This window comes from Arthrobacter sp. E70, assembly GCF_058266945.1.
The window spans coordinates 75,750-90,311 of sequence record NZ_JBYQFR010000009.1 but is presented as its reverse complement, the minus strand read 5'-3'; the positions used below and the strand labels follow the sequence as shown (position 1 = coordinate 90,311).

General features: G+C 69.1%; 12 protein-coding genes. 8 read left to right on the top strand and 4 right to left on the bottom strand.

What is annotated here, in order from left to right:
- Nucleotides 1–20 precede the first annotated feature (20 nt).
- A complete protein-coding gene (locus AC3IMC_RS13190; RefSeq protein ID WP_490918995.1) occupies nucleotides 21–707 on the top strand; it encodes a GntR family transcriptional regulator in 687 nt (228 codons plus the stop codon).
- Nucleotides 708–801: 94 nt separating this feature from the next.
- On the opposite strand, the gene AC3IMC_RS13185 is transcribed toward AC3IMC_RS13190, so the two are convergent.
- The 3 genes from AC3IMC_RS13185 to AC3IMC_RS13175 form a co-directional block, all read right to left on the bottom strand.
- On the bottom strand, nucleotides 802–1,587 hold the full coding sequence (locus AC3IMC_RS13185; protein ID WP_490918994.1) for a putative hydro-lyase: 786 nt from the start codon (nucleotides 1,585–1,587) through the stop codon (nucleotides 802–804).
- Entirely contained in the window at nucleotides 1,584–2,801 is a 1,218-nt protein-coding gene (locus AC3IMC_RS13180) for an NRAMP family divalent metal transporter (RefSeq protein ID WP_490918993.1), read from the bottom strand. The genes AC3IMC_RS13185 and AC3IMC_RS13180 overlap by 4 nt, the downstream gene beginning before the upstream one ends.
- A 195-nt stretch (nucleotides 2,802–2,996) precedes the next feature.
- On the bottom strand, nucleotides 2,997–3,341 hold the full coding sequence (locus tag AC3IMC_RS13175; RefSeq protein ID WP_221385497.1) for a hypothetical protein: 345 nt from the start codon (nucleotides 3,339–3,341) through the stop codon (nucleotides 2,997–2,999).
- 184 nt (nucleotides 3,342–3,525) lie between these two features.
- Between AC3IMC_RS13175 and AC3IMC_RS13170 the strand changes: the two genes are divergently transcribed.
- The 4 genes from AC3IMC_RS13170 (at nucleotide 3,526) to AC3IMC_RS13155 (ending at nucleotide 6,147) form a co-directional block, all read left to right on the top strand.
- On the top strand, nucleotides 3,526–3,732 hold the full coding sequence (locus tag AC3IMC_RS13170; protein WP_490919085.1) for a hypothetical protein: 207 nt from the start codon (nucleotides 3,526–3,528) through the stop codon (nucleotides 3,730–3,732).
- A 155-nt stretch (nucleotides 3,733–3,887) separates the two neighbouring features.
- Nucleotides 3,888–4,514, top strand: coding sequence for a hypothetical protein (locus AC3IMC_RS13165; RefSeq protein WP_490918992.1), 627 nt, complete (start codon nucleotides 3,888–3,890; stop codon nucleotides 4,512–4,514).
- A gap of 87 nt (nucleotides 4,515–4,601) precedes the next feature.
- Complete coding sequence (locus AC3IMC_RS13160; protein ID WP_490918991.1) at nucleotides 4,602–5,393, top strand: YcnI family copper-binding membrane protein; 792 nt, start codon at nucleotides 4,602–4,604, stop codon at nucleotides 5,391–5,393.
- A gap of 133 nt (nucleotides 5,394–5,526) precedes the next feature.
- Entirely contained in the window at nucleotides 5,527–6,147 is a 621-nt protein-coding gene (locus tag AC3IMC_RS13155; protein ID WP_490918990.1) for a DUF4232 domain-containing protein, read from the top strand.
- Between the two features lie 129 nt (nucleotides 6,148–6,276).
- Here the strand turns inward: AC3IMC_RS13155 and AC3IMC_RS13150 are convergent, their stop codons facing one another.
- Entirely contained in the window at nucleotides 6,277–6,735 is a 459-nt protein-coding gene (locus AC3IMC_RS13150; RefSeq protein WP_490919084.1) for a DUF4383 domain-containing protein, read from the bottom strand.
- A gap of 194 nt (nucleotides 6,736–6,929) precedes the next feature.
- Between AC3IMC_RS13150 and AC3IMC_RS13145 the strand changes: the two genes are divergently transcribed.
- From AC3IMC_RS13145 to AC3IMC_RS13135, 3 genes are all read left to right on the top strand, one after another.
- Nucleotides 6,930–8,480, top strand: a complete 1,551-nt coding sequence (locus tag AC3IMC_RS13145) for an FAD-dependent oxidoreductase (protein WP_490918989.1) — start codon at nucleotides 6,930–6,932, stop codon at nucleotides 8,478–8,480.
- A 79-nt stretch (nucleotides 8,481–8,559) separates the two neighbouring features.
- Nucleotides 8,560–13,722, top strand: coding sequence for an Lhr family helicase (locus AC3IMC_RS13140; RefSeq protein ID WP_490918988.1), 5,163 nt, complete (start codon nucleotides 8,560–8,562; stop codon nucleotides 13,720–13,722).
- On the top strand, nucleotides 13,715–14,545 hold the full coding sequence (locus tag AC3IMC_RS13135) for an Fpg/Nei family DNA glycosylase (RefSeq protein ID WP_490918987.1): 831 nt from the start codon (nucleotides 13,715–13,717) through the stop codon (nucleotides 14,543–14,545). The genes AC3IMC_RS13140 and AC3IMC_RS13135 overlap by 8 nt, the downstream gene beginning before the upstream one ends.
- The last annotated feature ends 17 nt before the right edge of the window (nucleotides 14,546–14,562 follow it).

Sequence of the window (14,562 nt, the reverse complement as noted above, 5' to 3'; positions counted from 1 at the left end):
CTATTGGGGGGGAATGCGGCATGAATGCTGTGTCTGGAGAGGATAGGTCCGACGGCGCTGCCGAACACGCGCACACCACCGCCTGGATCGCGTCAAGGATCCGCCACGGCATCGCCGGCGGTGAGCTGACCCCGGGAACCAAACTCTCAGAGCAGTCCCTGTCCGCGGCCCTTGGGGTGTCCCGCAACACGCTCCGGCAGGCTTTTACTGCCCTGGCGGAGGAATCCATAGTCCGCCGCATCCCCAACCGCGGCGTCTTCGTGGCCTCTCCGGGCCCGGAGGACGTCCGGGAGATCTACCGCGTGCGCAGGGCCATCGAGCCGGCGGCGGTGCTTTGGGGAGAGGTTACTCCGCAGAAGCTGGACACCATGGAAGCCGTAGTCCGGCGCGCACAGGCTGCGCGGGACGCAGGCTCCGTGGCTGACATGGCCGATGCCAACCAGGCCTTCCACAGAGAAGTCGTGGGCCTTACCGGCAGCGGAACCCTGGGCCGGATGATGGACCGCGTGCTGGCCGAGATGCGCCTGGTCTTCTACGCCATGTCTTCGGCCCCGGACTTCCACAGCCATTACGTGGACCGCAACGTGCTGTTGGTCAGGCGGCTCCGGGCGGGCGAAAACGAAAAGGCCGCGGCCGAACTTCGCGAGTACCTCGATGCAGCGGAAGCAGAACTGCTGTGCCACCTGGCGGGGTCCGCCGCCTTATGAGACCAGGGGCCGGAAACACGAGAGTCCAAAAACCGCCAAGGCCGGTGCCGCCCACTGAGGGCGGCACCGGCCTTTCGGTAGTACGGGACGGGCGTTACGGGATCAGGTAGTCGCTGTCCCGGGCGTCGGTGATCAGCATGTGCCCGGGTGCGTGGCCGATGGCCAGGGGCGGGCGGGACTCCATGACGGCAGCCTGCGGAGTGACGCCGCAGGCCCAGAAGACGGGGATATGTCCGTCCGGGATCACTACAGGGTCCCCGAAGTCCGGGCGCGACAGGTCGGCGATGCCCAGCTCCTCCGGGTTGCCGACGTGGACAGGGGCACCGTGCACCGATGGGTACCGCGAGGTGATGCGCACGGCATCCGACACCTGGGCTGCGGGGATCGGGCGCATGGAGACGACCATGGGACCGGACATCCGGCCGGCCGGCGCGCACTGGCGGTTGATGCTGTACATCGGTACGTTCACGCCCTGGTCGATGTGGGCGATGGCGATTCCGCCGTCCTGCAGGGCGGCCTCGAACGTGAAGGAACAGCCAATCAGGAAGGTCACCAGGTCATCGCGCCAGTAGCCGCTGATATCGGTGGGCTCGTCCACTTTCACGCCGTCGCGGTACACCGTGTACCGGGGCACGTCGGTACGGATGTCACCTCCGGCCAGCAGCGGACCTGTGGTCTCACCGGCCTCCAGCACTCCCAGGATGGGGCACGGCTTCGGGTTCCGCTGCGCGAACAGCAGGAAGTCGAAGGCGTACTCGCGTGGGATGGACAGGACGTTCGCCTGGGCGTATCCGCGGGACCAGCCCGCCGTCGGCTCGACAAGGCCGTCGCGGAATGCCTCGCGGGCGGCGGAGGGCAGCATGGAGGGCCGGTTGATCATGCCCACAGCTTCGCCAGGCCGAGCATCGAGTTCCAGCCGAGGAACAGGGTGATCAGCCAGGTGGCCACGCCCAGCAGGAGGAGCCACTTGGGGTAGGCGTAACCGTGCATCAGGTCCCGGCGGCGCCACGCCACCCACAGGAGGACACCGAAGCCCACGGGCAGGATCAGACCGTTGAAGGCACCTGCAAAGATCAGCAGCTGCTGGGGAGCCTGCCCGAGGAAGAAGTACACCAGGGCGCAGCCGGCGATGAAGGCCACCGTGATGAGGTTCCGCTTGCGCTCGGGGGTCCGGGAGGAGGTGATGAAGGAGACGGAGGTGAAGGCCGCACCGATGACGGAGGTGATGGCGGCGGCCCACAGGACAATGCCGAACATGCGCAGGCCGATTTCGCCGGCAGCGGCGCCGAAGGCCTCGGCTGCCATGTTGTTGCTGGTCAGGACGGTTCCGCCGGCAACGACACCCAGGATGGCCAGGAAGAGCAGCACACGCATGACCCCGGTGACGATGATGCCGAGGATGGAGCTGCGGGTGATCTGCTGGACATGCCTGATCCCGGTGGCGCCGGAGTCCAGCATCCGGTGGGCCCCGGCGTAAGTGATGTAGCCGCCCACCGTGCCCCCGACCAGTGTGGTGATGATGAGGAAATCCACAGTGTCGGGCAGGAAGGTGTTCTTCAGCGCCTCACCCAGCGGCGGGGCGGCGACGACGGCCACATAGATCATCAGCAGGATCATGACGGCACCCAGGAGCACCACGATCCGGTCCAGGGCCATGCCGGCCTTCTTGCTGAGGAACACCAGGATGGCGACGACGGCGGAGACGGTTCCGCCGAGCTTCGGGTCAACGCCGAGCATTGCGTTCGCGCCCAGGCCGGTTCCGGCGATGTTGCCGATGTTGAAGACCACGCCGCCAAGGAAGACCAGTCCCGAAAGCAGCCAGCCGACGCCGGGAAGCACCTTGTTGCCGAGTTCCTGGGCCCGCAGGCCCGTGACGCCGATGACGCGCCAGACGTTCATCTGGACCGCCATGTCAATCAGGATGGACGCCAGGATGGCGAAAGCGAAGGCGGCGCCAATCTGCGCCGTGAAAACGGTGGTCTGGGTGATGAAGCCCGGCCCGATGGCGCTTGTGGCCATCAGGAACATAGCCCCCAGGAGGGCTGTGCGCCGGGCAGAGGAGCTCAGTTTCAGTTTCGTGCCGGTATCTGCCATGGTCCATCCATTGTTCGGGGTGACTGGAGTCACAGTGGTCGTCCCGAACGACGATACAGGTTGTTGAACAATTCCCGCAAGGCATTGTTCAACAAATTTCGTCCGGGGCTGGCAGGCCCGGACAGCAGGAAGGCCGGCCCCACAGCAAAATGCGCCGGGCGCCGGCCTTCCCTTTCAGCGATACCGCAGGCCGCGCTACAGGCGGTCCGTCCGGTCCTCCCCCTTGTGGCCAGCGCCGCGGAGGTTTTCCTGGACCTTGCCGAACAGGTCCTTGATGGTGGACTCCGCGTTGGAAATAACGTCCACCGGAACGTAGACCTCGTGCGTCACGGGCAGGTCGTATTCGTCCTTCAGGTGCGTGCCGTTGCCCACGCCCGTCAGGGACAGGTAGACCATGGCCTCAGTCCGCGCGATTCCGGCGAGCTTGCCGAACACGACCGTGAACTCGTTCGGCTGGAAACTGATGGTCTGCCCAATATGGCTGCGGCCCAGATCACCGGCGGGAACCGCCTTTTCGGACTGGCTTCCGGTGTAGTCCATGAACTTCTCCTTCGATCGCCAACACTTACGCAGGCAGTCTAGCGCTGGAGCGCTGCACAAAGGGCGGGCAGGCGGCGTGGTCACTGCTCCATTGTTCAAGGCAGCGCTGCGGCTGTTTGATGAAATCAGCCGCTGCAATGGCCGCAGCCCCCTGCAACCATCCAAAGGACATGCCGTGACTTCAATGACGAGCCGCGTAAGAGCCCCCCGCTGGGATGACGTCGAGATTGGCGACAGCGTCGAACTGCGGAGGAACGGGCGCACCGCCTTCGCCGGACTGGTGGACACCAGGACGGAGGACGGCGACGTCGTCTGGGTGACGGCGGCCGCCGGAGGCCGCCGGCTTTTCCACATCGCCGACGGCTTCGACCTGGTGGGGAGCCCGGCATGAGCGAGTGCCCCGAGGACTGCCATTACTGCTGCGGTCCGGAGACCGACTGACTCAGGGAGCGCCCCGGCACGGATAGAATTGCAGCGGCCGGAACCCGTGCCATGGACCCCCGTTACCGACACAGGCCCCCGCTACCGACACAGGGAGGAGCAGCCGTGACTGGCCGTACTCCCCGCACTCCCTTCCACCTGTTCCGTGCCTCAAGCCTGGCTGCCGGTATCCTGTCCCTGGCGGCCGGCGCCCACGTGGCTGGCGGCGGTCAACTCCCCTCGCCCGGCATCCTGCTGGCCGTCCTGGCGCTGACCGCACTTGCCAGCACAGCCGCAACACGCCTCCGCCTCTCCTTTCCCGCCGTGGGCGCCCTCCTGGCCGGTGGCCAACTGGCGCTGCACGAACTGCTGACGGCATTCAGCGCCCCCGTCCCCGCCGCCGGGCCCCCTGCACGCCACGTGCACGGCACAACCCTGGCCGGCTTCCCGGGGCTTGCTCCCTTCGCGGAGCACGTGAGCCCTGCGGACCCGGGGCTGGCCCCACTGATGCTGGCAGCGCACGCCGCGGCCACCCTTGGCTGTGCCCTCCTCCTTGCCAGGGGCGAGGCCGCACTGTGGGCCCTCGCCGGGTGGCTGCGCCCCCTGGCCGGCCTCCCGCGGCCGGTGGCCCCCGTGCCCACACCCCGCTTCTCCGGGCCGTTCGGGCCCCTTCCGCTGCCGCGGCAGCCGTGGCGCAACCTCCGGCAAGACAGTCGACGCGGCCCGCCTTCCGCCGTCGTGCCCTCTTCCTAATCCCCCGCATCTGGCATTCCGGCCGGCGTCGGGGGACCCATTTTCCTGCACCCCGGAACCCGGGCGTGCGCCAGAAAGGCAAATCCCATGACAACCTCCATGCTTCGCCGTGCCCTGACCACCACCGCAGCCACCGGGGGCGCCGCGGCGCTGCTGCTGGCAGCGGCAGGCGGCGCCTCAGCCCACGTGGGCGTGACACCCGACAAAACCGACGCGGGCTCCTACGCCCTGCTGACCTTCGGCATACCGCACGGTTGCGACTCGTCCCCCACCACCAAGGTGGCGATCACCCTTCCCCCGGAACTCAATGACGCCCAGCCCACCGTCAACCCCAACTGGACCGTGGAAAAGGTGACGGAGACGTTCGCCGAGCCCAGGAAACTGGCGGACGGCTCGAGCATCACCGAGCGAACCAGCCAGATCGTCTATACCGCAAGGGCTCCACTGAACCCGGAACTCCGCGATGCGCTGGTCCTTTCCGTGCACTTGCCCGATGCCGCCGGAACCACGTTGAACTTCCCCACGCTGCAGACCTGCGAGAGCGGCCAGACCGACTGGTCCGAAACTGCCACGGGCGGCCAGGACCCGCACAGCCTCAAGGCGCCCGCTCCCGCCATGACGATCACCGGGGCCTCCAGCGCCGACGGGCACGGGGAAGCGGCGCACTCAGCCGGGTCCGCGCACTCCGGTGACACGTCCACCGTGCAGGCTGCTGCCGTTACGGACAGCGGCGCGGACGCCCGCAGCTGGGCGGGCCTCGCCGCGGGCCTGGGCGGGCTGGTCCTCGGCGCCGCGGCCCTGCTTCGGAGCGGGGCACGGCGCCCGGCGCCAAGGAATGCGGCCGGGGGCGCCGCAGGCACAGACCAAAGCGGCAAGTAGCCGGCATTTGATGCCCGGATCATCACGATCCGGGCATCAAATGTGCGGTGCAGCCGGTGGCATCGTTGACGCAGGGCACCAGTGCCGCGAAGGTAATGCCATGAGGTCTCACAAAATGTCCCAGGGGTTAGTCATGTCCACGGCAGCAGCAACTGCCCTCCTGCTCACCGGGTGCGGGCCGAGCCAGCCCCAGTCGCAATCCACCACGACCCCGGCCACGGGCCAGGCCAGCCAGTCCGCAAGTCCCACCGCCACCACCACCTCGCCGGCGCCCGCCACCTCAACGCCGTCCCCGTCCTCGCCGCCGTCCTCCGATGCAACGGGTGGCAGCGCCCCTGCCCTGTGCAAGGCGGCCGGCCTCACCGCAGCTACCGACGCCACCGGCGGCGGCGCGGCCGGCAGCGTCTACATGAAGCTCAACCTGACCAACAAGGGTGCGGAACCCTGCCTCCTCAAGGGCTTCCCCGGAGTCTCCCTGGTGGCCGACGCCGCCGGCGCCCCCATTGGCGCGCCGGCCCAGCGCGACGAATCCGCAGGCGTCGTGGACGTCGTCCTGGCCCCGGGCCAGACCGGGACCGCGGTGCTGCGCTACACCCAGGCCGGCAACTACATGGGCTGCACCCTGGTGGACGCCGCAGGCTACCGTGTCTACCCTCCCGAGGACACCGACTCGCTCTTCCTGCCGCAGCCCACCAAGGCCTGCAGCAACGCAGATATCGTCCTGCTCACCATCGGGGCGTTCCAGCCGGCCTGACCGCCGGCCCCGCCCCGGGCATAAGTTCCAGCGGACGGCTGAAGGCGGCCCGGCTATCAAGCCGGGCCGCCTTCAGTGCTTGTGCGCCGCCGTCGAAATCCACGCGGGCGGGCACCACGTTCCGGGGTTCTACCTCGTGGCGGTGGTGGTGCGGCCCGCCATGCCGCGCGACAGGGCCACGCCCAGGCCGATCATGGCAACGCCCAGGATGAAGTGCAGCCAGTTGTCCGCGGTATTGACCGGAACGAAATTGGCAGCGCTGTCGTGGCCGATGAGCAGGCCGTAGAGCCAGAGCACCAGATAAATGGCCCCGCCAACCACAAGGTAGTTCCTCGAGGCGGCGGCGGTGCGGGCCATGGCGATGCCGGCCGCACCAAACAGCAGGTGGACGATGTTGTGCAGGATCGAGACCTGGAAAAGGCCCAGGAGCATGGCGCCGGAGCCGTGCCCGGCAAAGCCCAGTGAGTCGTAGTTGGTGGTGATGCCTGGGATGAACCCCAGGATTCCCACCAGGAGGAAGACCACGCCTACGGCAAGGGTGGCGTTTTGGATGTTGGTCCGGCCCACGGTGCGACCGCCGGAATTCATGTTCGTCATGATGTCTCCTGCTCGTGTCGTTCTGATGGCTGCCGGGCGATGCGTGACCGTAATGCCTGACCATGGACTTAAACCCCGACATCGTAAGTATACTTATCAAAACCACGGCGGACAGGATGCGCCCGTAACGGAGCCATCACAAAAGCGGCCCGCAGGGCCATGGACCGGAGGCAGGTTGGACTGGCATGACGTCACTTTGGCTGGACCGCGCGCAGACCTTTACATCTGATCCCTTCGAACCGGACACCAGGTATGACACCGTGGTTGCCGGAGCCGGGCTGACCGGACTGGTGGCCGCGCTGCTGCTGGCGCGCTCGGGACAGAACGTGCTGGTGCTCGAAGCCCGTTACCCGGGGGCGGTGACCACCGGCAACACCACCGCGAAAGTAACCCTGCTCCAGGGCACGTTCCTGTCCCAGCTGGCTCGGCAGTATTCACCGAAGCAGGTGCAGGCCTATGTGGACGGAAACCGGGAAGGGCAGGCGTGGCTGCTGCGCTACCTGGACGAACAAAAGGTGCCCTACCAGCGCCGGGACGCGTACACCTACGCAGCCTCTGCCCAGGGCACCGAGAAGCTACGCGAGGAGATCAGTGCCGCCAGCACCGCGGGGCTGGACGTGGAGTACGTGCGCGACGCCGGGCTGCCGTTCCCCGTCCATGGCGCCGTCCGGATGCGGGAGCAGGCGCAGATCAACCCGCTCGAGGTCATCGACGCACTGATCGCCGATATCCGCGGCCGCGGCGGGCACGTTGTCAGCGGGGTCCGCCTGCAGGACGTCACCGGCGACACACCCGCCGCCGTGCGCACCAACCGGGGCAGCGTCCGGGCGGACCGGGTGGTGCTGGCCACCGGCATCCCCGTCCTGGACCGGGGCCTGTACTTCGCAAAGCTGACGCCAAGCCGTTCCTACGCCGCCGCGCTGGACCTGCAGGAAGGCCAGGCACCTCCGCCGGGCATGTACATCTCCGTGGAGCAGCCCACCCACTCCCTGCGGGACTACGAGGCGGATGGCAGGAAACTGCTGCTGGTGGGCGGCCACGGGCACCATGTTGGCCGGACGCCGTCGGAGAAAGCGCACCTTGCCGGCCTGCTCGACTGGGCCGGCCAACACTACCCCGGCGCTGTGGCCACGCACACGTGGTCCGCGCAGGATTACATGCCCACCAACCTCATGCCGTTCTTCGGCAAGCTCCCCCGTGGCAAGGGCCACATCTATTTCGGCACGGGCTACAACAAATGGGGAATGACGAACGCCGTCGCCGCCGCACTGGACATCTCAGCGGACATCCTGGGCGGCCAGGTGCCCTGGGCAAACACCATCCACCACCGGGTGACGTCCCCGGCCGGTGCGTTCTCCGCCGTCGCGTTGAATGCCGGCGTGGCCGCAAGGCTGGCCACCGACTGGGGAAAGGTGACGGCGGAGGGCCGCAGGTTCGACGGCGGCAAGGGGCGCGCGGGGCAGCCGCCGGCGCCCGCGGCGGCAGGCTCGGCAGCGGCCCCCGCCGAGGGCCAGGGCAAGGTCCACCGCGAAGGCAACCGGCCCGTGGCGGTCTCGACCGTGGACGGCACCACCTGCCGGCTCTCGGCCGTCTGCACGCACCTGGGCGGCATCGTGCACTGGAACGACAACGAAAAGACGTGGGACTGCCCCCTGCACGGCTCGCGCTTCACCAATGAGGGCAAGCTGCTGGAAGGGCCGGCCACCAAGGACCTGCCGACGGCGGGCACCGCTTGAGTGGGCGGCCCCGGAGGGCCCGGGCGCGTGTTCCGGCAGCCCCGGCATTACTGTCAGTGCCGTGGGGCATGATGGAGGCATGACCCAGGAGCACGCCCCGGCCGGTAAGAGCAGGCCCGGCGGGAAGGAGCCGGCTGCCGCTGCGCCCATGGGCCAGTTCAGCAGGCCCACACGTGAGTGGTTCCTGGGCGCGTTTTCTGAACCCACGCCGGCGCAGGCAGGCGCCTGGAACGCCATCTCCTCCGGCTCGCACGCACTGGTGGTGGCCCCCACCGGTTCCGGAAAGACCCTCGCCGCCTTCCTGTGGGCCCTGGACCGGCTCCTCGCCGCGGCACCGGCAGCACCTGCGGACGCCGCCACTGAGGCCCCCGCCACGAAGGCCCCCGCCAAGGGAAGACGGACGCGGGCGCCCAAGCGCAAAACCCGGGTCCTGTATATCTCGCCGCTCAAGGCATTGGGCGTCGACGTGGAGCGGAACCTGCGCTCCCCGCTGATCGGCATCACGCAGACGGCAAAGCGGCTCGGGCTTCCGGCGCCGCTGATCACCGTCGGCGTCCGCTCCGGGGATACACCTGCTGCGGACCGCCGCGCGCTGCTGAGCAGCCCGCCGGACATCCTGATCACCACCCCGGAATCGCTGTTCCTCATGCTCACGTCAAAGGCCCGGGAAACCCTCACCGAGGTGGACACCATCATCATCGATGAGGTCCATGCCGTGGCCGGGACCAAACGCGGCGCACACCTGGCTGTCTCATTGGAGCGGCTGGACGCGCTGCTGCCCAAACCCGCCCAGCGCATCGGGCTCTCCGCCACCGTGGAGCCCCGCGAACTCGTGGCCCAGTTCCTGGCCGGCTCCGCTCCGGTGGAGATCGTGGCCCCGCCTGCCCGGAAGACCTGGGACCTGACGGTATCCGTACCGGTGGAGGACATGTCGGACCTGCAGGGCGCCGCGGGTGCCTTCGACTCGGGCCCGGCGTCGGGGCTGCAGCCGCAGGCCTCCATCTGGCCGCACGTCGAAGAGAAGATCGTGGACCTGGTCCTGGCCAACCAGTCCACCATCGTCTTCGCCAACTCCCGCCGCCTGGCCGAGCGCCTGACGGCCCGGCTCAACGAAATTTACGCCGAGCGCCAGCTGGTTGCGGTGGGCGGCGGCTGGGATGATCCGGCTCCGGAAGGGCATGACGGCGCTGCGGACCCGTGGGCGGGACCGGCGTCGGGTGTTCCTGCCTCGACGGCCACGCCAGCCCATATGATGGCGCAGGCGGGGGCTACGTCGGGCGCTGACCCGGTCCTGGCGCGCGCCCACCACGGCTCGGTGTCCAAGGACCAGCGCGCACTGATTGAGGACGACCTGAAATCGGGGCGGCTGCGGTGCGTCGTGGCCACGTCGTCCCTGGAACTCGGCATCGATATGGGTGCCGTGGACCTGGTGGTGCAGGTGGAGTCCCCTCCGTCGGTGGCCAGCGGGCTGCAGCGGGTGGGCCGCGCCGGGCACCAGGTGGGTGAGATCTCCCAGGGCGTCCTGTTCCCGAAGCACCGCGCGGACCTGGTCCACACCGCCATCACCGTCGAACGGATGCTGGACGGCAAGATCGAGCGGCTCAGCATCCCGGCCAATCCGCTGGACATCCTGGCGCAGCAGACCGTGGCCGCCACCGCGCTGGGCAGCATCGACGTCGAGGAATGGTTCGGTACCGTGCGCCGCTCCGCCCCGTTCGCCTCGCTCCCCCGCTCCGCCTTCGAAGCCACCCTGGACCTGCTGGCCGGCCGGTACCCGTCAGACGAATTCGCCGAGCTCCGTCCCCGCATCGTGTGGGACCGGAACGCGGGGACCATCGAGGGCCGGCCCGGCGCCCAGCGGCTGGCCGTCACGTCCGGCGGCACCATCCCGGACCGCGGCCTGTTCGGCGTCTACATCATCGGCACCGAGGCCGAGGGCGCCGCCTCCCCCGCCGAGGACGGCAAGCCGGCGCGCGCGCCCCGCGGCGGCCGGCGCGTCGGCGAGCTCGATGAAGAGATGGTGTATGAGTCCCGCGTGGGCGACGTCTTTGCCCTGGGCGCCACCAGCTGGAAGATCGAGGACATCACCCACGACCGCGTGCTGGTCTCCCCGGCGTTCGGCCAGCCAGGGAAGCTGCCGTTCTGGAAGGGCGATTCCCTGGGCCGGCCAGTGGACCTGGGCCGTGCCCTGGGCGCGTTCGTCCGGGAACTGTCGGCCTCCGACGCCGGCCCCGCCGCTGAGCGGTGCAAGGCCAGCGGCCTGGATGACTTCGCGGCCAACAACCTCATCCAGTACCTCAACGAGCAGAAGCAGGCCACCGAGGTGGTTCCCAGCGACACCACGCTGGTGGTGGAGAGGTTCCATGACGAACTGGGCGACTGGCGGGTGATCCTGCACAGCCCGTTCGGAATGCCGGTGCACGCGCCATGGGCCCTCGCTGTGGGTCAGCGGCTCCACCAGCGGTACGGGCTCGACGGTTCGGCGATGGCGGCCGACGACGGCATCGTCCTGCGGGTGCCGATGATGGAGGACGAGCCGCCCGGCGCCGAGCTCTTCCTGTTCGACCCCGAGGAACTGGAGCAGATCGTCACCGCCGAGGTGGGCGGAAGCGCCCTGTTCGCCTCCCGGTTCCGGGAGTGCGCCGCCCGGGCGCTGCTCCTTCCACGGCAGACCCCGGGCAAGCGGCAGCCGTTGTGGCAGCAGCGCCAGCGGTCAGCGCAGCTGCTTGATGTGGCCCGGAAGTACCCCACCTTCCCCATCGTGCTCGAAACGGTGCGCGAGTGCCTGCAGGACGTTTACGACCTCCCGGCCCTGAAGGACATCGCCGCGTCCGTGGAACGGCGGGAGCTGCGGATCGTGCAGACCACCACGCAGCAGCCCTCACCGTTCGCCAAGTCCTTGCTCTTTGGCTACGTGGCCCAGTTCCTGTACGAAGGCGATTCGCCCCTGGCCGAGCGGCGCGCGGCCGCCCTGGCCCTGGATTCCACCCTGCTCAACGAACTGCTGGGCCGCGTGGAGCTGCGGGAGCTCCTTGACGCCAAAGTCATCGAGGCCACCGAGCGCGAACTGCAGCGCCTGGCTCCGGACCGCCGCGCGCGCGGCATGGAAGGGGTGGCGGACCTGTTGCGGCTGCTGGGCCCCCTGACGCCGGAGGAAACGGCAGAACGGCTGGAAGGCACGCCCGTGGCCAACGCTGCCGAGGCCGGGGAGCCGGTGGTGGAGCCGGGCGGGCCCGAACCTGCCGAGACCAGGCCTGCCGAAACCGAAGCCCTTGAAGCCCGTCCCGCCCAAGCCAGTGGAACGGTCCCGGAGGCTGCTGCGCATCTGGCCGCCCTGCAGCGCGCCAACCGGGCGATCAGGGTCAACATCGGCGGTGTGGAACGCTACGCGGCGGTGGAGGACGCGGCCCGCCTCCGCGACGCCATCGGCGTGCCGTTGCCCATGGGGGTCCCGCTCGCGTTCATCGAGCCGGTGGCGGATCCTTTGGGTGACCTTGTATCGCGGTACGCCCGCACGCACGGACCGTTCACGGCCGCGGAAGCCGCCGCCCGGCTGGGTCTTGGAGTTGCAGTGGTGGGCACCGCCCTGAAACGGCTCGCGGCCGATGGCCGCGTGGTCGAGGGGGAATTCCGGCCGCACGTGACACCGCCCGGCGCCGGAACGCCGGAGGCAGCGCGTCCTGAAGACGCACCACATGGGGCCGCGCTGGACACCGGAAGCCAGCTGACTGATGATGCGGAAGGGCCTCCCGGGCATGCGCCTGCACCCGACATTCCGCACGCTATCCAGAGCGAATGGTGTGACGCCGAAGTCCTCCGCAAGCTCCGCCGTCGTTCCCTGGCTGCGCTACGCGCCGAGGTGGAGCCGGTGGACGCTGCCGCCTATGGGCGATTCCTCCCCGCGTGGCAGCATGTCCGGACACCCGGCGGCGGGCGCGGCCAGCCCTCGCTGCGGGGACTGGACGGCATCATCACCGCCATCGACCAGCTCTCCGGCGTGCCGGTCCCGGCCTCGGCGTGGGAGCCGCTGGTCCTGGCCAGCCGGGTGTCCAACTACCAGCCAGCCATGCTGGACGAATTGATGGCCGCCGGCGAGGTCCTCTGGTCCGGGGCGGGAGCGCTGCCCGGGAACGACGGCTGGATCAGCCTGCACCTTGCCGATTCCGTGGAACTGACCCTCAACCCTGCCCCCGACTTTGAAGCGGGCGACGCCGGCCGGCGGCTCCTGGACCACCTGCGCACCAACGGCGGCGGCTACTTCTTCCGGCAGCTCACCGAAGTGGCCGGCGGCATGGACGCCGTCCTCACCGACCAGGAGGTGGTCACGGCACTGTGGGACCTTGCCTGGGCAGGCAGGATCACCGGGGACACCTTCGCCCCGGTCAGGTCACTGATCGCCGGCGGCCACACCGCCCACCGCCAGGTGGCCCGGGCACCCCGGGCCAGGGCACCGCGCCTGAGCAGGCTGGGCCGTTCCCACGGCACCGGGCTGATGGGCTCCCCCGGGCTGTCCGGTGGGCGCTACGGCGACGGACGCTACGGTTCAGCCGGGGCCGCCACGCCGCCCACTGCGGCCGGCCGCTGGTCCGCCCTTCCGGAGCCGGAACTCGATCCCACCATCCATGCCCGGGCCACCGCTGAGCTCCTGCTCGACCGCTACGGGGTGGTCACCAGGGGCTCGGTCATGGCCGAGCAGATCCTGGGCGGCTTCGGCCTGATGTACAAGGTGCTGGCACGGCTGGAGGAGGCCGGCCGCTGCCGCCGCGGGTACTTCATCGAACACCTGGGCGCCGCCCAGTTTGCCGTTCCCGCCACCGTGGACCGGCTGCGCTCGTACAGTGAGGACACCCAGCTGGCCAAGGCGGAGCCTGTGGCCTTGGCGCTTGCCGCCAGCGATCCCGCCAACCCCTACGGGGCTGCCCTGCCCTGGCCGGCGGTCCAGGACGACGCCGGCACCGGCCACCGGCCCGGCCGCAAAGCGGGTGCGCTGGTGGTCCTGGTGGACGGCGCACTGGTCCTGTACGTGGAACGCGGCGGCAAGACGCTGCTGGCTTTCAGCTCTGACAATGACGTCCTGGCGGCGGCCGGTGCCGCGCTGGTGGGTGTCGTGACCCGCGGGGCGGTGGACAAGCTGATCATGGAAAAGGTGAACGGCCACGGGATCCTGGACACCCCGGTGGCTGCCGCCCTCAGCGCAGCCGGCGCCTATTCAACCCCTAAGGGACTGAGGATCCGTGCCTGAGGGCGACTCGGTTTGGCGGGCCGCCCACCAGCTGCACCAGGCCCTCGCGGGGCAAAAGCTGCTGGCCTCGGACTTCCGCGTCCCGCGCTTTGCCACGCTGAACCTGGCTGGCTGGACCGTTGCCGAGGTAGTTCCCCGCGGCAAGCACCTCCTGATGCGGGTTGTCAGCCCGGAGGACAAGAAGCTCACCATCCACTCACATCTGAAGATGGAGGGAACGTGGCAGGTCTATCCTCCCGGCGGCAGGTGGCGGAAACCCGGCTTCACGGCACGGTGCGTGCTGCGCACGGCGGCCGCTGACGCCGTCGGGTTCTCCCTGGGCCTGCTCGAAGTGGTGGCAACGGACAACGAGGATTCGATCGTGGGATTCCTCGGCCCGGACCTCCTGGGCCCGGACTGGGACCTCGATGAAGCCGAGCGCAGGGTCAGGTCACGGCCGGACGTTCCGGTAGGCGTGGCGCTGCTGGACCAGCGCAACCTTGCGGGCATCGGCAACATCTACCGCTGCGAGGCATGCTTCCTCTCCGGCGTGCATCCTGCAACGCCGGTCTCCGAGGTACCGGACATCCGCACCATGATGACCGACGCCAAGCAGCTCCTGGAGGTCAACCTGGGCCCCGGACGCCGCGTCACCATCCTCAACACGCGCGGCATGCCCGTCGGCAGGATGGCCGGCCGCCCCGGCTACTGGGTCTACGGCCGGGAACGCCAGCCGTGCCTCAAATGCGGTACACCCATCCGGCGCGGCCTCCTGGGAAAGCCGAACGGCGAGGAGGAACGCGATATTTACTTCTGCCCGAAATGCCAGCCCGTTCCCGCATGACGACGAACCGCAGGCAG

What these genes read in the sequence shown, in the direction of transcription:
- AC3IMC_RS13150 (WP_490919084.1), bottom strand. Translation starts at nt 6,735, where the DNA reads ATGAATTCCGGCGGTCGCACCGTGGGCCGGACCAACATCCAAAACGCC.
- AC3IMC_RS13180 (WP_490918993.1), bottom strand. Translation starts at nt 2,801, where the DNA reads ATGGCAGATACCGGCACGAAACTGAAACTGAGCTCCTCTGCCCGGCGC.
- AC3IMC_RS13140 (WP_490918988.1), top strand. Translation starts at nt 8,560, where the DNA reads ATGACCCAGGAGCACGCCCCGGCCGGTAAGAGCAGGCCCGGCGGGAAG.
- AC3IMC_RS13185 (WP_490918994.1), bottom strand. Translation starts at nt 1,587, where the DNA reads ATGATCAACCGGCCCTCCATGCTGCCCTCCGCCGCCCGCGAGGCATTC.
- AC3IMC_RS13155 (WP_490918990.1), top strand. Translation starts at nt 5,527, where the DNA reads ATGTCCACGGCAGCAGCAACTGCCCTCCTGCTCACCGGGTGCGGGCCG.
- AC3IMC_RS13145 (WP_490918989.1), top strand. Translation starts at nt 6,930, where the DNA reads ATGACGTCACTTTGGCTGGACCGCGCGCAGACCTTTACATCTGATCCC.
- AC3IMC_RS13160 (WP_490918991.1), top strand. Translation starts at nt 4,602, where the DNA reads ATGACAACCTCCATGCTTCGCCGTGCCCTGACCACCACCGCAGCCACC.
- AC3IMC_RS13190 (WP_490918995.1), top strand. Translation starts at nt 21, where the DNA reads ATGAATGCTGTGTCTGGAGAGGATAGGTCCGACGGCGCTGCCGAACAC.
- AC3IMC_RS13175 (WP_221385497.1), bottom strand. Translation starts at nt 3,341, where the DNA reads ATGGACTACACCGGAAGCCAGTCCGAAAAGGCGGTTCCCGCCGGTGAT.
- AC3IMC_RS13170 (WP_490919085.1), top strand. Translation starts at nt 3,526, where the DNA reads ATGACGAGCCGCGTAAGAGCCCCCCGCTGGGATGACGTCGAGATTGGC.